17 protein-coding genes and 1 pseudogene are annotated in these 19,339 nt (G+C 71.2%); 5 read left to right on the top strand and 13 right to left on the bottom strand.

Annotation, left to right across the window (positions count from 1 at the left end):
* The first annotated feature begins 35 nt into the window (after window positions 1-35).
* A complete protein-coding gene (locus ABD339_RS22440) occupies window positions 36-1,199 on the top strand; it encodes a glycoside hydrolase family 88 protein (RefSeq protein ID WP_344568212.1) in 1,164 nt (387 codons plus the stop codon).
* Window positions 1,200-1,334: 135 nt separating this feature from the next.
* Here ABD339_RS22440 and kdpC read toward each other — a convergent pair whose 3' ends face one another.
* The 6 genes from kdpC to dut form a co-directional block, all read right to left on the bottom strand.
* Window positions 1,335-2,042, bottom strand: a complete 708-nt coding sequence (gene kdpC / locus ABD339_RS22435; RefSeq protein ID WP_344568211.1) for a potassium-transporting ATPase subunit KdpC — start codon at window positions 2,040-2,042, stop codon at window positions 1,335-1,337.
* Between the two features lie 3 nt (window positions 2,043-2,045).
* Window positions 2,046-4,340, bottom strand: a complete 2,295-nt coding sequence (kdpB, locus tag ABD339_RS22430) for a potassium-transporting ATPase subunit KdpB (protein ID WP_344568210.1) — start codon at window positions 4,338-4,340, stop codon at window positions 2,046-2,048.
* Window positions 4,340-6,001, bottom strand: coding sequence for a potassium-transporting ATPase subunit KdpA (kdpA, locus tag ABD339_RS22425; RefSeq protein WP_344568209.1), 1,662 nt, complete (start codon window positions 5,999-6,001; stop codon window positions 4,340-4,342). The genes kdpB and kdpA overlap by 1 nt, the downstream gene beginning before the upstream one ends.
* Window positions 6,002-6,009: 8 nt before the next feature.
* Entirely contained in the window at window positions 6,010-6,108 is a 99-nt protein-coding gene (gene kdpF / locus ABD339_RS22420; RefSeq protein WP_344568208.1) for a K(+)-transporting ATPase subunit F, read from the bottom strand.
* 449 nt (window positions 6,109-6,557) lie between these two features.
* Entirely contained in the window at window positions 6,558-7,358 is an 801-nt protein-coding gene (locus ABD339_RS22415) for a DUF3710 domain-containing protein (protein WP_344568207.1), read from the bottom strand.
* Between the two features lies 1 nt (window position 7,359).
* A complete protein-coding gene (dut, locus tag ABD339_RS22410; protein WP_344568206.1) occupies window positions 7,360-7,956 on the bottom strand; it encodes a dUTP diphosphatase in 597 nt (198 codons plus the stop codon).
* Between the two features lie 147 nt (window positions 7,957-8,103).
* On the opposite strand from dut, the gene ABD339_RS22405 reads away from it, so the two are divergent.
* Entirely contained in the window at window positions 8,104-8,571 is a 468-nt protein-coding gene (locus tag ABD339_RS22405) for a DUF3093 domain-containing protein (RefSeq protein WP_344568205.1), read from the top strand.
* A gap of 41 nt (window positions 8,572-8,612) precedes the next feature.
* Here the strand turns inward: ABD339_RS22405 and ABD339_RS22400 are convergent, their stop codons facing one another.
* From ABD339_RS22400 to ABD339_RS22385, 4 genes are all read right to left on the bottom strand, one after another.
* Window positions 8,613-9,341, bottom strand: coding sequence for a hypothetical protein (locus tag ABD339_RS22400; protein ID WP_344568204.1), 729 nt, complete (start codon window positions 9,339-9,341; stop codon window positions 8,613-8,615).
* A 14-nt stretch (window positions 9,342-9,355) separates the two neighbouring features.
* A complete protein-coding gene (locus ABD339_RS22395; protein WP_344568203.1) occupies window positions 9,356-9,655 on the bottom strand; it encodes a DUF4193 domain-containing protein in 300 nt (99 codons plus the stop codon).
* 537 nt (window positions 9,656-10,192) lie between these two features.
* Complete coding sequence (locus tag ABD339_RS22390) at window positions 10,193-11,464, bottom strand: sensor histidine kinase (protein ID WP_344568202.1); 1,272 nt, start codon at window positions 11,462-11,464, stop codon at window positions 10,193-10,195.
* Between the two features lie 5 nt (window positions 11,465-11,469).
* Entirely contained in the window at window positions 11,470-12,123 is a 654-nt protein-coding gene (locus ABD339_RS22385) for a response regulator transcription factor (protein WP_344568201.1), read from the bottom strand.
* Window positions 12,124-12,490: 367 nt separating this feature from the next.
* Here ABD339_RS22385 and ABD339_RS22380 point away from each other — a divergent pair, with 367 nt between their 5' ends.
* Complete coding sequence (locus ABD339_RS22380) at window positions 12,491-12,670, top strand: hypothetical protein (protein ID WP_344568200.1); 180 nt, start codon at window positions 12,491-12,493, stop codon at window positions 12,668-12,670.
* A gap of 246 nt (window positions 12,671-12,916) precedes the next feature.
* Here the strand turns inward: ABD339_RS22380 and ABD339_RS22375 are convergent, their stop codons facing one another.
* Window positions 12,917-13,753, bottom strand: a complete 837-nt coding sequence (locus ABD339_RS22375; RefSeq protein ID WP_344568199.1) for an inositol monophosphatase family protein — start codon at window positions 13,751-13,753, stop codon at window positions 12,917-12,919.
* A gap of 19 nt (window positions 13,754-13,772) precedes the next feature.
* On the bottom strand, window positions 13,773-14,933 hold the full coding sequence (locus tag ABD339_RS22370) for a ferrochelatase (RefSeq protein WP_425576059.1): 1,161 nt from the start codon (window positions 14,931-14,933) through the stop codon (window positions 13,773-13,775).
* Window positions 14,934-15,127: 194 nt separating this feature from the next.
* Between ABD339_RS22370 and ABD339_RS22365 the strand changes: the two genes are divergently transcribed.
* Together ABD339_RS22365 and ABD339_RS22360 are read left to right on the top strand one after the other, a co-directional pair.
* The gene (locus ABD339_RS22365; RefSeq protein WP_344568198.1) at window positions 15,128-16,381 is read left to right on the top strand and encodes an MFS transporter; all 1,254 of its coding nucleotides are present in this window, start codon (window positions 15,128-15,130) and stop codon (window positions 16,379-16,381) included.
* Window positions 16,338-17,668 (top strand): annotated as a pseudogene (locus ABD339_RS22360) (D-arabinono-1,4-lactone oxidase). Before ABD339_RS22365 ends, ABD339_RS22360 begins: the two are co-directional and overlap by 44 nt.
* A gap of 150 nt (window positions 17,669-17,818) precedes the next feature.
* On the opposite strand, the gene ABD339_RS22355 reads toward ABD339_RS22360, so the two are convergent.
* Window positions 17,819-19,138, bottom strand: a complete 1,320-nt coding sequence (locus ABD339_RS22355; protein WP_344568197.1) for a dermokine domain-containing protein — start codon at window positions 19,136-19,138, stop codon at window positions 17,819-17,821.
* Window positions 19,139-19,339 lie beyond the last annotated feature (201 nt).

The following is a 19,339-nucleotide window of genomic DNA, read 5'->3' as shown; positions in this document are numbered from 1 at the left end:
CATCATTCGGAACAGTCATCCTCGGAGGCGCCCCCATGAACCGACGCCAGCTGTTCCTGCGCGCCGCGGCGGTGAGCGCCGCGGCCACCGCCGCTCCGGCCGTACTCCCCCCGCTCCTCGCACCCGCCCACGCGGCCTCCGGCAGCCTCCGCCGTCCCCTCCGGCCGCCGGCCCGGGACGAGGTCGCCGAGGCGGTCACCAGGGCCGCCGACCACTGGATTTCCGCCCACAGCGACCCCGGCGACAACCAGTGGGCCCGCGCCACCTTCTTCAGCGGCCTGATGGCCCTGCACCGCGTCACCGGTCGGGCCCGTCACCTCGCCTACGCCCGCTCCTGGGCGGAGAAACACGACTACGCGCTGCACGGGGGTGTCACCACCCGGCACGCCGACGATCACAATGCGGGACAGGCGTACCTCGACCTGTACGAGGCCGAAGGCTCCCGCGACGAGGCGAAGATCGCCGCCATCGAGGACTCGGTGCACCGGATGACCTTCACCGACCGTCCCGGCAAGGACGACGACTGGTGGTGGGACGACGCGCTCCACATGGCGATGCCCCCGTTCGCCCGGCTGGCGGTGCTGCGCGGGGAGCCCGCGTACGCGGACAAGCTGCACCGGCTCTACGCCCACACCAAGAGCGTCCAGGGCGGCCCCGGTCTGCTCGATCCCGCCACCGGCCTGTGGTACCGCGACGAGCGCTTCCTACCCGGCGGCATCGCCTCGCCCGGCGGCGATCCGGTGCTGTGGTCGCGGGGCAACGGGTGGGTGGCGGCCGGTCACGTCAAGACCCTCACCGCCCTGGCGGGCGGCGCCGCGCACACGAGGGAGTACCGCAGGACGCTGGTGCGGCTGCTCGCCGCTCTCCGCGCCGTCCAGCGCGAGGACGGCTTCTGGAACGTCAACCTGGCCGACCCCGGACACCTGCCAGGGCCCGAGACCAGCGGCACGGCGTTCTTCGCCTACGCCACGGCGTACGCGCTGCGCGCGGGGCTGGTGCCGAGGAAAAGCTACGAACCCGTGCTCGCGCGCGCCTGGCACGGCCTGGTGACCACCGCGCTGCACGCGGACGGCTTCCTCGGCCACGTCCAAGGCGTCGGCGACCGCCCCGAATCCAGTCAGCCCGTCACCTACGAGACGACCGCCGACTTCGCCGTGGGCGCCTTCCTCCTGGCGGGGGCGCAACTCCTTACGCGCTGAACCGGACGGGCCGGCGCCGGGCCGCTGCCGGACGGGCGGGCGGTCCGGACCGGCGCCGGCCAAGCCCGCGCCCGTCCGGTCACCGCCGCACCGGACAGCGTCCTCAGCGGACGGCGGCCTCAGCGGACGGCGTCCTCAGCGGGAAGCGGCCTCGCGCACGGCCACATTCAGCTCCAGGACGTTCACATGGGGAGCCCCCAGGAACCCCGCGGCGCGCCCGTCCGTATGGGCGGCCACCAACTCCCGCACCGCGCCGGGCGCGAGCCCGTTCTCCCGCGCGACCCGCGCCACCTGGATGCGCGCGTAGCCTGCCGAGATGTGCGGGTCGATCGCGGAGGACGAGCCGGTCACGGCGTCCTTGGGAACCTGGGACTCGGGCACTCCGTTGAAGCGGGCGACCTGGTGCCGCGCCTCGCGCACCGCCTTCACCAGCCGGGGGTCATCGGCGCCGAGCTGACTGGAGCCGGTGGCCCGGGGGTCGTAGCCGGAGTGGGAGGGGCGGCCCTGGAAGTACCGGGGATCGGGCTTGTGCGATCCGGGCCGGTTCCAGCTCTGGCCGATGAGCGAGGAGCCCACCTCCTTGCCGCCGGCCCGTACGGGCGAGCCGTTGGCCTGGTCGTGGAAGGCGGCCTGGGCGACCCCGGTGACGGCCAGCGGGTAGAGCACGCCGCAGATGACGGTGAGGACGAGCAGCGCCCGCAGTGCGGCCCAGAGCACCCGCCCGCTGTTGCGGACGGAGGTGTGCCGGGCCGGGGCCCGGCGGGGAGAGCTGTCCGGCGCGGGGATGTCCGGCGCGGAGGCGTCGGGCTGGTACGGGGGGCGTCCCCCGGAAGAATGCGGCATGGCTCAGCCCACTCCCGGAATCGCAGTGATGAGCAGATCGATCAGCTTGATGCCCACGAACGGGACGACGAGGCCGCCCAGCCCGTAGATGCCGAGGTTGCGCCGCAGCATCCGGTCCGCGCTCATCGGGCGGTAGCGCACCCCGCGCAGCGCGAGCGGCACCAGGGCGATGATGATCAGCGCGTTGAAGATCACCGCCGAGAGGATCGCGGACTGGGGCGAGGACAGACCCATGATGTTGAGCTTGTCCAGACCCGGGTAGGCGACGGCGAACATCGCCGGGATGATGGCGAAGTACTTCGCGACATCGTTGGCGATCGAGAAGGTGGTCAGCGCTCCGCGCGTGATCAGCAGTTGTTTGCCGATTTCCACGATCTCGATGAGCTTGGTCGGGTTGGAGTCCAGGTCCACCATGTTCCCGGCCTCCTTGGCGGCCGAGGTCCCGGTGTTCATGGCCACGCCGACATCGGCCTGGGCCAGCGCGGGGGCGTCGTTGGTGCCGTCCCCGGTCATGGCCACCAGCCGGCCGCCGGCCTGTTCCCGCCGGATGAGGGCCATCTTGTCCTCGGGGGTGGCCTCGGCGAGGAAGTCGTCCACGCCCGCCTCGTCCGCGATGGCCTTGGCCGTCAGCGGGTTGTCGCCCGTGATCATGACGGTTCTGATGCCCATCCGGCGCAGTTCGGCGAAGCGTTCGCCCATCCCGTCCTTGATGACGTCCTTGAGGTGGATGACGCCCAGCGCCCGCGCCCCCTCGCCGTCCTCGATCCCGACGACGAGCGGAGTGCCGCCCGCCTCGGATATCTCCGCCACCGTGCGGTGGACCTCGGCGCCGACCGTGCCGCCCTGCTGCTCCACCCATGCGCAGACCGAACCGGCCGCGCCCTTGCGGACCTTGACGCGGGCGGTATCCACCCCGGACATCCGGGTCTGCGCCGTGAACGGTACGAACACCGCGTCCGTCAGCTCCTCCGCACGCCCCTCGGACCGGTCAGGGCCCTCAGCCCCTTTCTGTCCCTCGGGCCTCTCGGGCCTCTTGTGTCCCGCGGGCGCGCCCAGACCGTGGCGCTCCGCGGCAAGGGTGACGACAGAGCGCCCCTCGGGTGTCTCGTCCGCGAGCGAGCCGAGCCGTGCGGCCTCCGCGAGGGCCGCCTCGGCGACGCCCGGCGCGGGAACGAACGCCGCGGCCTGGCGGTCGCCGAGGGTGATGGTGCCGGTCTTGTCCAGCAGCAGCGTGGACACATCTCCCGCGGCCTCGACCGCGCGCCCGGAGGTGGCCAGCACATTGCGCTGGACCAGCCGGTCCATGCCCGCGATGCCGATGGCCGAAAGCAGCGCCCCGATCGTCGTCGGGATGAGGCAGACCAGCAGCGCGGTGAGCACCGTCAGGGACTGTTCGGCACCGGCGTAGACGGCGAACGGCTGGAGGGTGACGACCGCCAGCAGGAAGACGACGGTGAGTGACGCCAGCAGGATGCCGAGCGCGATCTCGTTCGGCGTCTTCTGCCGCGCGGCACCCTCGACCAGGGCGATCATACGGTCGATGAAGGTTTCGCCCGGCTTGGTGGTGATCCGTACGACGACGCGGTCGGAGAGCACCTTGGTGCCCCCGGTGACCGCGCTGCGGTCACCGCCCGACTCCCGGATGACCGGGGCCGATTCACCGGTGATGGCGGACTCGTCCACGGAGGCGACACCCTCGATGACGTCACCGTCACCGGGGATCAGGTCGCCCGCCTCGCACACGACCAGGTCACCGACGCGCAGGTCGGTGCCGGGCACGGTCTCGGTTCCGGGCTCCCCCGCGCCGGGCCGGCCTTCCCCGGGGCCCCCGGGGCCGGTCAGACGGCGCGCCACGCTGTCCGTCTTGGCCTTGCGCAAGGTGGCGGCCTGCGCCTTGCCCCGGCCCTCGGCAACAGCCTCGGCGAGGTTGGCGAACACCACGGTCAGCCACAGCCACGCCGTGATGACCCAGCCGAACCAGTCGCCGGGATGGGCCACGGCCAGCGCGGTGGTGAGCACCGAGCCGACCTCGACGACGAACATCACCGGCGATGTGACCATCACCCGCGGATCGAGCTTGCGCAGCGCCTCCGGCAGTGACCTCACCAGCTGCGCGGGGTCGAAGAGACCGCCGCCCACCGGTCCGCCCGCGGCGGGGGAGGCGTCCGGCGCGGACCGCGCGGCGGACGCGCCGTCCCCGTGTCCGTGGCCATGTCCGTGTTCCTGCCCGGGTCCGTGTCCGTGGCCGTCGCCAGGACCGTCTCCGGACCCGGTACGTAGGGGTGTTGCAGTGCTCATCAGGAGAGTCCCTCCGCGAGCGGCCCCAGAGCGAGGGCCGGGAAGAAGGTGAGACCGGTGATGATCAGAACCGAGCCGACCAGCATTCCGGAGAAGAGGGGTTGTTCGGTGCGCAGCGTCCCGGCCGTCGCGGGCACGGGCGTCTGTCTGCCCAGGGACCCCGCGAGGGCGAGCACGAACACCATGGGCAAGAAGCGGCCCAGGATCATGCACAGCCCGAGGGTGGTGTTGAAGTAGGGCGTATCGGCGCCGAATCCGGCGAACGCGCTGCCGTTGTTGTTGGACGCCGAGGTGTAGGCGTACAGGACCTCGGTGAAGCCGTGGGCCCCCACATTGGTCATGGCCTTCTCACCGTCGGGCAGGGCCATGGCCAGCGCGGTGCCGCTCAGCACGAGCGCGGGCGTGACGAGGATGTAGGCAGCCGCGAACTTGATCTCCCGGGCCCCGATCTTCTTGCCCAGGTACTCGGGGGTGCGCCCCACCATGAGCCCGGCGATGAAGACGGCGACGACGGCCATGATGAGCATGCCGTAGAGCCCGGATCCCACGCCTCCGGGAGTGATCTCCCCGAGCATCATGCCGAGGAGGGTCATCCCGCCGCCGAACGCGGTGAAGGAGTCGTGGAAGGAGTTGACCGCGCCGGTGGAGGTCATGGTGGTCGCCGCCGCGAACAGCGAGGAACTGCCCTCGCCGAACCGCTGTTCCTTGCCCTCCATCGCACCGCCCGCCAGCTGGGCCGCCGCACCTGGGTGGGCGTACTCGGAAGCGGTGATCACGAGGGTGGCGCCCAGCCAGATGATCCCCATCGCGGCGAGGATCGCGTAGCCCTGGCGCACGTTGCCGACCAGCTTGCCGAAGGTGCGGGTCAGCGAGAACGGGATGACGAGGATCAGGAAGACTTCCAGCAGATTGCTGAAGCCGTCGGGATTCTCGAACGGGTGCGAGGAGTTGGCGTTGAAGAAGCCGCCGCCGTTGGTGCCCAGCTCCTTGATGACCTCCTGGGAGGCCACGGGCCCGCCCGGAATGTGCTGGGTGCCGCCGGAGAGGGTGCTCACCTCGTGCATGCCGGAGAAGTTCTGGATCGCTCCCGTCGCCACCAGCACGATCGCGCTGAGGAAGGCGATCGGCAGCAGGATCCGGATGGTGCCACGCACCATGTCCGACCAGAAGTTGCCCAGCTCGCCGGTACGCGACCTGGCGAAGCCGCGCACCAGCGCGATGGCGACGGCCATGCCGACGGCGGCCGAGACGAAGTTCTGCACCGCCAGGCCGGCCATCTGCGTGAGGTGGCCCATGGCCGACTCACCCGCGTACGACTGCCAGTTGGTGTTGGCCACGAACGAGGCCGCGGTGTTGAACGCCTGATCAGGAGCGATGGCTTTGAAGCCCAGCGACATCGGCAGCTTGTCCTGGAAGCGCTGCATCGCGTACAGGAACAGCACGCCCACGGCCGAGAAGGCCAGGACGGCGCGGAGGTAGGCGGGCCAGCGCATCTCGGCACGCGGGTCGGCGCCGACGCAGCGGTAGATCAGCCGCTCGACGCGCAGGTGTTTCCCGGAGCTGTAGACGGCGGCCATGTAGTCGCCGAGCGGGCGGTACACCAGCGCGAGCGCGCCCACGAGCGCGACGAGCTGGAGCATGTCTGCGAGGATCGGACTCATACCGGCGCTCAGAACCTCTCCGGGAAGAAGAGGGCGAGGGCGAGGTAGCCCAGCAGGGCGACGGCGATGATGAGGCCGACAACGGTCTCTACGGTGTCGGCGCTCACAGCCTGTCAACCCCCTTGGCGATGAGCGCCACCAGCGCGAAGATCGCGAGCGTGGTGACGACGAAGGCCAGATCGGCCATCGTGCGCTCCTAGGTGAGGTGCGGGTTTCTGACAGCTCCAGAAAACCCCTGTTCCCAGCGCACGCGGCATCCGTTGACGCCCCTCATACGCGCCCCCGGGCGCCTTTGACGGGCCTCATACGCCCTTGACGCGCTCCATACGCCCCCGCCGAAGGCCGCGCGGCCTCGGACCTCTTCTCCGCACAAGCCCCGCAGATTCCCCGCACAGGCCCCGCAGGATCTCCGCGCGAGTACCGCAGGACCCCCGCCAATCACCCCGCAGGTCTCCGCCTCCCGCACCTTCCGCGCGCCATCACGCACAAAGCCGTCGGCCGGCCCCCCTCCTGGGGGTCCGGCCGACGGCTGTGGGTCCTGCGCGCGGCAGGCGGGTCAGCGAACCTCGCTGATCTCCGGCCCACGCTGGAGCTTGTCCAGGCCGCCGGCGAACCGGGAGCCCTCCTCGACGGTCTCCTGCTGCACACCGTCGGGCACCATCTGCGCGTCCTCGGGAAGCTTGAGGACGATCGGATCGCGGGGCGCCATCGGCGCGTCACCGCGCACCACCACCGCGTCCCGGAAGATCTGCTCCAACAGCCCGGCGGCCTCCGGCTGCACCGCGCCCTGGCCGGAGATGACACCCCGCAGGAACCAGCGCACCCCATCGACGCCGACGAACCGTACGACCTGCACACCACCCGTGCCGTCGGGCAGCTGCACCGGCACCTGGGCCCGCAGCTCCCAGCCCAGCGGGCCCTCTACCTCGTCGATCACCCCGCCCTGCTGGGTGATACCGGAGGCGATCTCCTCGCGCACCTCGTCCCAGATGCCCTCGCGCTTGGGCGCGGCGAACGCCTGGAGCTGGATGGCGCTGTCCTGGAGTACGACGGTGGCCGCGACGATGGCATCGCCGGCGACCTCGACCCGCAGCTCCATGCCCTCGACACCGGGGACGAAGAGGCCGCCGAGATCGACCCTGCCGGAGCTGGGGTCGCTGACCTCGGAGAGGTCCCAGGGACCGTCGGGGCGTGGGGCCGGGGGAAGCTTGACCCTGGTCTCCGCGTCCTTCTTGTCCTTGGCCCGGTCGGCGGCATCGGCGGACCGCGGCTCGTCCTGGCCGCCTTGTTCCGTCTCGAACTCGTCCGAGGCGCCCGTCTCAGGCTGTTCGCTCTTCTTGCGACGACGTCCGAACACGTCACTGTCCTCTCAGGTCGGAAGCTCTATCGGCACCGACCGCAACGTAATCCTTCTGCTGTGCGGCTGTCTGCGGGGCGGCGGCTGTCTGCCGGGTGCCTCCGGCGTGGCCGCCAGTGGAGCCGAATCCCCCCGTGGCCCGCTCCGAGCCGGGCAGTTCGTCCACCTCGCGGAAGCGCACCTTCTCCACCTGCTGGACAACGAGTTGGGCGATGCGGTCGAACCGTTCGAACCGCACGCTCTCGCGCGGGTCCAGATTGGCCACGATCACCTTGATCTCCCCACGGTACCCGGCATCAACCGTTCCCGGCGCATTCACAAGGCAGACGCCGCACCGCGCTGCGAGGCCCGAGCGGGGGTGCACGAAGGCCGCGTAGCCCTCCGGGAGGGCGAGCGAGACACCGGTCGGCAACACGGCCCGCTCCCCCGGTGCCAGCACGGTGCCTTCGGTGGTCACCAGGTCGCAGCCCGCGTCACCGGGGTGCGCGTAGGAGGGCAGCGGCACCTCGGGGTCCACACGCCGCAGCAGCACCTCGACGGGCGCCCGTCCGGGGGCTGCCGCCTGCGGCCCGGCGGCCGGACCTGCCTCGTTGTCCATGGGTTCACCTCACAGGCGCGGGCGCGCCTGACCTGGTCGGGGTCTGGCCAGGTCGGGATCTGGGGGAAGCCGGGGAATCGGCTGCGCTCACGGGTGCAGACCTTACCGCCGTACGGCGCCCCCTGGCGCGCGTGCCAAGCTTGGACCATGGTTCCTCCGGCCCAGTCCTACGACGAACGTCTGACCGCGCCCCGCTCCTGGTGGCTGATCGCCGCCGGCATCGGTGTGGGCTGCGGGCTGATGCTGCTGCCCTTCGGGCTGTTGCCGATGCTGTGCGGCCTGGTGGCCGGCGCCGCGCTGGCCTGCGTGGGCGTCAGCTCCTACGGCAGTGTGCGGGTGCGCGTCGTGGCGGACTCGCTGGTGGCGGGCGACGCGCGGATCCCGCTCCCGGCCCTGGGGGAGGTGGCGGAGCTGGACGCGGAGGATGCCCGCGCCTGGCGTACGCACAGGGCGGACGCGCGGGCACACATGATGCTGCGCAGCTACATCCCGACCGCCGTCCGCATCGAGGTGACCGATCCGCAGGATCCGACCCCCTATGTCTACATCTCGACCCGGCATCCCGGTCAGCTGGCGGCGGCGCTGCGCTCGGCGCGCGAGACGCCCGCGGCGTAATCGCGAAGGGTCCTGGGGCGGGCCCGGAGCGGGAGGGAACCTCAGTCCTGGCCGCGGCGGAGGTCCGCGCGGACGCGGGCCGCCAGCTTGGCGGTGTCCCTGCTGTTCATGAAGGCACCGACGGCGGCGCCGATCAGGAACGGGGTGAGGTTGGGAAGGTTGCGCAGCGTGCGCTTCATGATCTGCTGCCGCAGCCGGCGGCGGAACTGCCCGCCCATCGCGGCGTTCAGCGAGGTGGGTCTGGCGATGTCGATGCCCCGCTCGGAGGTCCAGGCGCTGAGATAGGCCGTGGCGCGCTCCCGCGCGGTGCCCGCTGCTCTCCGGCCGTAGACCTCGTGCAGCTCGGCGATCAGCTTCAGTTCGACCCCGGCGACTCCGACGATCTCCGCCGCCAGTTCGGCGGGCATCGCGGGCGGCACCGGCAGCATCGCCGCCGCGCCGACACCGGCCCCCACGGTGGCAGCGCTCCTGGTGGCCCCCGCCACCAGCTTGTCGGCCAGCTCTTCGGTACCGAGGCCGGGAAACTGTGTGCGAAGGGTGTTCAGATCCCGCACCGGTACGCGCGGTGCGGTCTCGATGACGCGCTCGGCGACGACGCCGAGAAACGCTCTGGCCCGTCGTCTGCGGAGCCGGAAGCGCCGCACGTCCTGGGACGTGACGTCCTGGGGCGTGCGCTTCGCCGGCGCCGCGCCGTCCTCGGCGTACGGCACGAGCGAGGCCGACCGGTCACGTCTGCCTCGCTCGTCATCACGTGCGTCAAGGAACGCCACGGGCCGCGCGCCGCTCAGGCCGCGCAGTCGCGGCAGATCGGCTGGCCGTTCTTCTCGGCGGCGAGCTGGGAGCGGTGGTGCACGAGGAAGCAGTTCATGCACGTGAACTCATCCGCCTGACGCGGCAGGACGCGGACCGACAGCTCCTCGTTGGAGAGGTCCGCGCCGGGCAGCTCAAGCCCTTCGGCCTGCTCGAACTCGTCCACATCGACATTCGTGGCGGACTTGTCGTTCCGCCGGGCCTTCAGTTCCTCAAGGCTGTCCTCGTTGACATCGTCATCGGTCTTGCGTGGGGTGTCGTAATCCGTTGCCATGTCGCTCTCCCCCTCTGGGTGTCTGTGGTGTCTCCAGCGCACGTAACGCGTGAGAGGCCGGACTTGTGCCCGGCCCGAGGCGGAGATTTTGCCTCACATCAAGGTCTGTTACTCAATCGACACCCAACTGCACCCCTGAAGAGGTGATCACGTCGGCTGCCGAGGAGGACCATAAACGGTCCCCGGTCGCGCTGCGCACACGCCATCCCGGGTACTGCCCACGATCTCCACCTGCGGAAACCTGGATTTTCCGGGATTTCTTCCCGCCTACTGGGCACGCTCCGCACACTGTGGAATATTCGCGTGTGTGATCGATCACAACAGTACCCGAAAGGTCCGGAAGGTCGCATTTACACGTATAGCGAATTCTTTTATAGGTACTCCAAGCCACCATTGCGCACTTTCTGTCACCCCCGATCCCCGCCGATCTCTTTTCCGCCAACTTCGCCGCTCGTACGCCCCGTCACACGCCGTCGTCCCCGGCGCCTCACCACGGCGGCTCGGGAAGTGCCCCCGCGAACGGGGCGCGCGCCGCGGTCACACCGGCAGCGCGACCCGCATCACCAGACCGCCGTTCTCACGGGGCTGCGCGGACACCGTGCCGCCGTGCGCACGCGCCACGGACCGCACGATCGACAGTCCGAGCCCGACACCCTTGTCGCTGCCCGTCCGCTCGGTGCGAAGACGCCGGAACGGCTCGAAGAGGTTGTCCACCTCATAAGCGGGCACGACGGGCCCGGTGTTCTCGACGACCAGAACAGCCTGCCCCGGCTGGGCCTCCGTACTGACCGAGACCCATCCCCCCTCCCGCAGGTTGTAGCGCACGGCATTCTGCACCAGATTCAAGGCGACTCGCTCCAACAGGACCCCGTTCCCCTGCACGTACGTGGGATGGCGCACCCCCCGCAGCTCGATGCCCTTGCCCTCCGCCTCGCCCCGCGTCTGCTCGACCGCCTGCGCGGCGACCTCCGCCAGATCGACCGGCTTGCGGTCCACCAGTTCGTTCTCGCTTCTGGCGAGCAGCAGCAGGCCCTCCACCAGCTGCTCGCTGCGCTCGTTGGTGGCCAGCAGCGTTTTACCCAACTGCTGTAGCTCGGGGGAAGCCTGGGGGTCGGCCAGCTGGACCTCCAGCAGGGTGCGGTTGATCGCCAGCGGAGTGCGCAGTTCGTGCGAGGCGTTGGCCACGAAGCGCTGCTGCGCCGTGAAGGCCCGATCCAGCCGGTCGAGCATGTCGTCGAAGGTGTCGGACAGCTCTTTCAGCTCGTCGTCCGGGCCCTCCAGCTCGATCCGCTTGTGCAGGTCGGAGCCGGCCACCTGACGCGCGGTGCGGGTGATCCGGCCGAGCGGCGACAGGACGCGGCCCGCCATCACATACCCGAAGGCGAAGGCGGCCACGGCCAGACCGAGCAGCGCCAGCAGCGAGCGGCGCAACAGCCCGTCCAGCGCCATCCGGCGCTGCGCGTCGGCGCAGGCCGACAGGCGCTGCATGAAGACGTCGCTGGGCAGCGTCCCGGTCAGTCCGGGGCAGCGGTCGGAGGTCGGCTGTGCGTTGCCGTTCAGAATGCGGAAGGGCAGCTGGCTGCCCTCGTCCAGCGCCTGCGCGGCGAGCAGATAGATGATCGTCAGCAGGACCATGCCCGCGATCAGGAACATGCCGCCGTACAGCAGCGTGAGCCTTATCCGGATGGTCGGGCGCAGCCAGGGATAGGAGCGCGGTGTCTCGCGCGGATCCCAGCTGGGTTTGGGCGGCGCCGGCTGCGGCTGCCTGTTGCCCGCACCGGTGCCCGTGGGGGAGGTGGAGGAGGCCATCGCGGTCAGATCCGGTATCCGGCGCCGGGGACGGTGACGATCACCGGGGGCTCACCGAGCTTGCGGCGCAGCGTCATGACCGTGACGCGCACCACGTTGGTGAACGGGTCGGTGTTCTCGTCCCACGCCTTCTCCAGGAGCTGTTCCGCCGAGACGACGGTGCCCTCGCCCCGCATCAGGACCTCCAGCACCGCGAACTCCTTGGGCGCGAGCTGGATGTCCTTTCCGTCCCTGGAGACTTCGCGGCGGTTGGGGTCCAGCCGGATACCGGAGCGCTCCAGGACGGGCGGCAGCGCCGTGGTGGTGCGGCGGCCCAGGGCGCGGACCCTGGCGGTCAGCTCGGAGAAGGCGAAGGGCTTGGGCAGGTAGTCGTCGGCGCCCAGCTCCAGGCCCTCCACCCGGTCGCTCACATCACCGGAGGCGGTGAGCATCAGCACCCGGGTGGGCAGGCCCAGCTCCACGATGCGGCGGCAGACGTCGTCGCCGTGGACGACCGGCAGGTCGCGGTCGAGCACGACGACGTCGTAGTCGTTGATGTCGATCCGCTCCTGGGCTGCCGCACCGTCGTAGACCACATCGACGGCCATGGCCTCCCGGCGGAGGCCGGTAGCCACGGCATCGGCGAGCAACTGCTCGTCCTCGACGACGAGTACGCGCACGGCGCTGTTCCTTCCCTCGTGGGCAGTGGGTGGGGGGATTGTGTGTGCTGGGTGACGACAGACGTGTCCTGTGTGACGGCTCCGCACTCCTCCGTGGACTCCATCCTGCCCGCAACACCGATAAATCGGCCGTAAGAGGCGAGGTGAGCGGCCCGGAGAGCGGGGAGTCATGGATTTTTCACGGGGATTGAGGTTTCTCTGAGGATCGCGTTGGGGAGGACGAGGACACACCACCCGCGATCACGCCCTGTGCGCAGCGTGCCACGACGAGCCGCTGACGCAGTCCCGGGGACCACGCCGTGATCCGCATGCACCACCAACCCTCGGCACACCCCCGTGCCATCGACCCACGACGAGGGGGCACACCATGGACGCGTTCACCGCCGGCATCCTGCAGCGCATAAAGAGCACCGAATCCGACCTGAACCACGCACGTGAGTCGGGCGACGACTTCCTCGTGGACGTCGAGCTGGCCGAGCTGGAAGACCTGCGGCGCATCGCCGCCGAGCACGGCGTGGAGGTCGGCGCCGCCTCCGGCTGCGCCTGACACTCCGGCAGCCCCACACGAGGGGGACGGCCCCGGAAGCTGGGCTTCCGGGGCCGTCTCCTGTGTGCGGGAACTGCCGCCCGGCCCGTGCGACCCGGGCCCTGGGCCCAAACGCTTCCCCGGCAAATCTCCCGGGCAGTCCCCAAGCGCCTCTCCGCTGCCAGGGCTCCCCCGAGCGGCCTTCGAGTGCTCGCGACGAAGCCGTGTGCGCGGCTCTCCCGCCCGGATGCTGCGGGGCACGGGGATTCAGTCGTGCCAGGCTCCCAGGCGCTCCAACAGCGGCTGAAGCGCCTCGAAGACCCCGGGAGAGGCCGCGAGGGTCAGCTCCCAGTCGGCGGGCAGTCCGGGCCGGCCGCCGGTGAGCGCGCCGGCCTCCCGCGCGATCAGGTCGCCGGCTGCCAGGTCCCAGGGGTGGAGCCCCCGCTCGTAGAACCCGTCGAGCCGTCCGCAGGCCACCTCGCACAGGTCGATCGCCGCCGAGCCGGTGCGGCGGATGTCCCGTACCCGGGGCAGCAGTTCCTCCGCGACGGCCGCCTGGGCCACCCTGCGCTCCCTCACATACCCGAACCCGGTGCCGATCAGGGCCTGGTCCAGCGGCGGGGAGGGACGGCACACCAGGGGCCGCCCGTCCCGGTACGCGCCCTGGCCGAGCACCGCGTGCCAGGTCTCGCCGCGTGCGGGCGCCGCCACGACACCGACGACGCGCTCGCCGTGGTACTCGGCGGCGATGGAGACGGCCCAGTCGGGGCGGTCGTAGAGGTAGTTGACGGTGCCGTCCACCGGGTCGATCACCCAGCGGACTCCCGAACTGCCCTCGCTGGAGGCGCCTTCCTCTCCGAGGAAGCCGTCATCGGGGCGGTGGCCGGTCAGGAAACCGGTGATCAGTTTCTCCGAGGCCAGGTCCATCTCGGTGACCACGTCGATCGGGCTGGACTTGGTCGCGGCGACCCCTAGGTCGGCGGGGCGTCCGTCGCGCAGGAGGGTGCCTGCGCGGGCCGCGGCCTCCTGTGCGAGGGCGAGCAGTTCGGCCTTCAGGTCGTCGTCGGCTCCGGCGCGCTCGGCCGCGCCCTGGTTCTGCGTCACGTGCGCTGCTCCTCGGTCCTCACTGGTGGGGGTCATCGGCGCCGGCCGCCGCCGGCTTCGGGGTCCGCGCGGGGCAGCAGCCGATGGGGCACACATCGTGGCTGGGGCCCAGCTCGCCCAGGGCACAGCGCGCCGGGCGCCCGCCGCGCTCGGCGGCGGCCCGCTCCAGCACCAAGTCCCGCACGGCGGCGGCGAAGCGCGGGTCGGAGCCGACTGTCGGCGAGCGGCGCACCGGCAGGCCCAGCTCGGATGCCTTGGCGGTGGCTTCGGTGTCCAGGTCGTAGAGGACTTCCATGTGGTCGGAGACGAAGCCGATGGGCACCATCACGGCGCCCGGCACTCCCCGCCCGTGCAGGTCCTCCAGGTGGTCGCAGATGTCGGGCTCCAGCCACGGCACCTGGGGCGGGCCGCTGCGCGACTGGTAGACGAGGCTCCAGGGGCGGGCCGTGCCGGTGCGCTCGCGTACCGCTTCGGCGATCAGCGCGGCCACGTCCAGGTGCTGGGCGACGTAGGCTCCCCCGTCGCCGTGCGCCTCGACGGGGCCCGAGGTGTCGGCCGCCGCCACGGGGATGGAGTGGGTGGTGAAGACCAGGTGGGCGCCCTCGCGGGCCTCCTGGGGGAGATCGGCCAGCGAGGTGAGTACGCCCTCGGTCATGGGCTCGACGAAGCCCGGATGGTTGAAGTAGTGCCGCAGCTTGTCCACGCGCGGCGGGTACAGCCCCTCGCCCTCCAGCGTGGCCAGCGCTTCGGCCAGGTTCTCGCGGTATTGCCGGCATCCGGAGTAGGAGGCGTAGGCGCTGGTGGCCAGCACGAGGACGCGGCGGCGGCCGTCGTGCGTCATCTCGCGCAGGGTGTCGGTGAGGTAGGGCGCCCAGTTGCGGTTGCCCCAGTAGACGGGCAGGTCGAGGCCGTGTCCGGCGAAGTCCTTGCGGAGGGCGTCCAGTAGTGCGCGGTTTTGCGCGTTGATGGGGCTGACCCCGTCGAAGAGGTAGTAGTGCTGACCCACCTCTTCCAGCCGTTCTCGCGGGATCCCCCTCCCCCTGGTCACGTTCTCCAGGAACGGAACGACGTCGTCCGGTCCTTCGGGGCCCCCGAAGGACAGCAGCAGGAGCGCGTCGTAGGGCATCTGGGCGGAATCCGGCACGTGGCCGGAGCGATCAGCGGGGAGTGCGTCGGGCATACGTCGATCCTGCCATCCGGTGCGCGGAGAAACCGGGCGCCCTCCCGCCCGTAAGCTGTACAGGTCGCACCATCCCTTACCGGCGCCTCGTCCGTCTCCGGGGAAAGGATGCGGCTGCCCCCTTCGTCCCGCCCACCCCATCCGCTCCTCCCGCCCCCTGATCCGCCCCCGCCTCCGATCGGCAAGAGTCCCCGTTGGCCAGCCCATACCGCGCGATCTTCTCCGCGCCCGGAACCAGAACCTTCTCCACCGCCGGGTTCTTCGGCCGACTGCCGCTGTCCATGATGGGCATCAGCATCGTGACGATGATCTCCCAGCTCACCGGGCGCTACGGGCTGGCAGGCGCGCTCTCGGCGACCGCCGCGCTCTCGTCGGCGGCCTTCAGCCCGCAGATATCGCGGCTGGTGGACCGCCATGGGCAGCGGCGGGTGATACGCCCCGCCGCGCTCGTCACAGTGACCGCGGTGGCCGGATTGGTGGCGGCGGCGCAGCACGGTGCGCCCGATCCGCTGCTGTTCCTGTTCGCGGCGGGTGCGGGCAGCATGCCGAGCATCGGTTCGATGGTCAGGGCACGCTGGGCGCACCTGTACCGGGAGGACCCCCCGCTGCTGCACTCCGCCTTCGCCTTCGAGTCGGTCATCGACGAGTCCTGCTTCGTTTTCGGGCCGATCCTCGCCATCGGGCTGTCCACCGCCTGGTTCCCGGCGGCCGGCCCGCTGCTGGCGGCCGGGTTCCTGCTGGTGGGTGTGGTCTGGCTGAGCGCGCAGCGCGCGACAGAGCCCCCGGCGCATCCGCGCGAGCAGCACGGCCGCGGCTCGGCGCTGCGCACCCCGGGGCTCCAGGTCCTGGTGGCGGCGTTCGCCTTCACCGGCGCGATCTTCGGCTCGATCGACGTGGCGACCGTGGCCTTCGCCGAGGAACAGGGGCACAAGGCGCTGGCCAGTGTGACGCTCGCGATCTACGCGCTGGGCTCGGTCCTGGCTGGCGCCGTCTTCGGACTGCTGCGCCCTGCCGGGCCGCCCGCGCGCAGATGGCTGGTGGGTGTCTGCGCGATGGCCGTGAGTATGATCCCTCTCCAACTGGTGGGGAACCTGCCGTCCCTGGCCCTGGCGCTCTTCATCGCGGGCATGACCATCGCTCCGACGATGGTCACCACCATGGCCCTCGTCGAACAGCTCGTCCCGCGCGCCAAGCTGACCGAGGGGATGACATGGACCAGCACGGGGCTGGCGGTCGGGGTGGCGCTGGGATCCTCGGCCGCCGGCTGGGCGGTTGATGCTCTCGGGGCGGGCCGCGCCTACGGTGTGCCCGCCGCGGCGGGGGCGCTGGCGGCCCTGGTGGCGTTCCTCGGCTACCGCCGGCTGAGCCATCGGCCGGCGTCGCGGCGAGAGGGGACGGTCGAGGATGAGCGTGCAGCCGACGAACAGCCGGGCAGCAACGTGGCGTAACTGGGCGGGCAATGTGACAGCCTCCCCGGCCCGTACGGTCCTCCCCTCCACCACGGAGGGCCTCGCCGAGGCGGTGCGCCGCGCGGCGGCGGACGGGCAGCGGGTCAAGGCCGCGGGGACGGGCCATTCGTTCACCGCGGCGGCCGTCACGGACGGGTGCTCATACGCCCCGACCGGCTGACGGGCATCCGTTCCATCGACCGCGCGGCGGGCACCGTCACCGTCGCGGCCGGCACCCCGATGAAGGACCTCAACGTCGCGCTGGCCGCGCGGGGCCTGTCGCTGACGAACATGGGCGACATCATGGAACAGACCGTCTCCGGCGCGATCAGCACCGGCACCCACGGCACGGGCCGGGATTCCGCCTCCATAGCGGCCCAGGTCAAGGGCCTGGAGCTGGTGCTGGCCGACGGCTCGGTGCTGCGCTGCTCGGCCGAGGGGACCGACGAGGAGCGCGCCGTCTTCACCGCCGCCCGGCTGGGCCTGGGCGCGCTGGGCGTCGTCACGGAACTGACCTTCGGCGTGGAGCCCGAGTTCCTGCTCACCGCACGCGAGGAGCCGATGCCCTTCGACCAGGTCATCGGCGAATTCGATCAACTGGTGACCGAGAACGAGCACTTCGAGTTCTACTGGTTTCCGCACACCGACGGCTGCAACACCAAGCGCAACAACCGCAGCGCCGGCCCGGCCCGCCCACTGCCGCGCGTACGCGGCTGGATCGACGACGAACTGCTGTCCAACGGCGTCTTCCGGGCCGCCTGCTCGCTGGGCCGGGCCGTGCCCGCGACGGTGCCCGGCGTCGCGCGCGTCGCCGGCCGCGCTCTGTCGGCCCGTACGTACACCGACATCCCTTTCCGGGTCTTCACCAGCCCCCGCCGGGTGCGCTTCGTGGAGATGGAATACGCCGTTCCGCGCACGGCACTGGTGGCGGCGCTGCGAGAGCTGAAGGCCATGGTGGAGCGCTCACACTTCCGGGTGAGCTTCCCGGTGGAGGTCCGCACCGCACCCCCCGACGACATCCCGCTGTCCACGGCGAGCGGGCGCGAGACGGCGTATGTGGCGGTGCACATGTACCGGGGCACGCCCCACGAGGGGTACTTCAGCGCCGTGGAGCAGATCATGACGGCACACGAGGGCCGCCCGCACTGGGGCAAGCTGCACAGCCGGGACGCTGAGTACCTCTCCGGCGTCTATCCGCGCTTCGCGGAGTTCACGGCGCTGCGCGACCGGCTCGACCCGGACCGGGTCTTCGGGAACGCCTACTTGCGGCGGGTACTGGGCGACTGAACCGCACCGCGGGCGGGCCCGGGCGATCCAGAACGGTCCCGGACGGCGTGGCGGCGAAGGAGCGTGCTTCCAGACGGGGCCGGACATACACGGAGGGGCCGGACAGCTGGTGCTGTCCGGCCCCTCCACCCGTACGGGCCACCGCGGCCATCAGTCCTGCGGGTCGGCCCCCTGCTGTTGGCGCTGCGGGAGGTTGCCGCTGCCGGAGCCGTCGCCGTTGCCGGAGCCGGTGTTGTCACCTTCGTCCTGCTGGCTGCCTGACCCGCTCGGATCCGAGGTGCTGCCGCTCTCCCCGTCGCCCTCGCCCGTGCCGGGGTGCCGGGTGCTGCCGGGGTCGGGGCTGGAGGTGGTCTTGTCGTCCGTGTCACCGGAGCCGGGCTCGCCCCTACGGTCGCCGCTGCCGGAGTGGCCCGGGTCGGCGGAAGGGCTGCCGGAGCCCTTCTGCCCGTCGCCCGCACCGCCGTTGCCGTCCTCGGACTGGCCCGGGTCGGGCGTGGCCGGCGTCGTGCCCGGGCCCGTGTTCCCCGAGGAGCCGTTGCCGGTGCGGAACACATCGCTGATGGACGTGCCCTTGCCGCCGGAGACGTTGTGCCCGGAGAGCAGTTCGTACACCGTGACGCCACCGATCGAGAGCCCGAAGACCACGAGCGCGGGCAGCAGCGCCCGCCGCCAGCCGCGCCAGCGAGTGCCATGCGTGGTGCCCGGCGTGAACTCCCCGTCCCCCGGCAGCCGCGCCGCATCCGCTTGCGCCGGTGCCGGCGCCCCGGCGCGCTTGAGGGTGCCGAGGACGCGGGTGGCGTCGTCCCGCTCGGCACCTGGCCCGCCTTGCGTGCCCGTCGCGCCGGGCAGCATCCGTGTGACCGCCGAGGTGTCGAGCATCTGCACCTGGTCGGGAGAGCGTTCGCGCCCCGGCGCCGCCCCCGCGACGCCCGCGGAAGCGGACTCCGGGTCCGCGACCCGGAGCAACCGGGTGGCCCGGGTGTGCCGGGCGTGCTGAGCAGCCTGGCCGCTCCCGGCGGTCCGGCCCGGGGCGTCGGGGGCAGAGGGCGAGGCAGCGTGCCCGCCGTGCTCGTCGTACCCGCCGTACTCGTCGGCGAATGCGGTGTGCTCGTTCGCCTGTGCGCTGCGGTGGGCCTGGGAGGCGTCCAGGCCGCCGTCGTCCTTCCAGCCGCCGGCCGGGTCCCCGTGCGGGACCTGCCGGGCCTTGGGCGGGACGGCGACCTCCTTGAGCTGCTCACCGGTCCTGCTGAAGAAGTGCTGGAAGATCGGCCCGCCGCTGGTGGCGACGAGGCTGACCACACCGGCACCCAGGAAAGTGCCGTACACCCCGAGCTGGCCGGCCGCGAAGGCCGCGACCACCGCGGCGACTGCGCTGCCCAACACCTGGGGCAGGCTCAGGTCAAGACTCCTGCGCTTCTTGCTCCCTTCCTCGTCGTGCTCCTGGTGCTCGGCTATGTCTTTCTTGTCCATTTACCGCCCTTGATCGCACACTCCCACCACTGTGCACAAATAAGAGACTTTTCAGTGAAGACCAAGGTTCCACTTCGGGTGGTTCTGTGACGATTACCACCCCCATAACCAGGCCAAATGGACTCTTGGGGCGTCAACTCCCTTACCCCGGAGCAACTTCGGTGGCGCGGCGGTCCACCCGGGTGGCACTAATGGAGTAGT

Origin of the sequence: Streptomyces axinellae (genome assembly GCF_039532135.1) — a bacterium.
Classification (GTDB): domain Bacteria; phylum Actinomycetota; class Actinomycetes; order Streptomycetales; family Streptomycetaceae; genus Streptomyces; species Streptomyces axinellae.
This window is presented reverse-complemented; position numbering and strand designations above follow the sequence as displayed.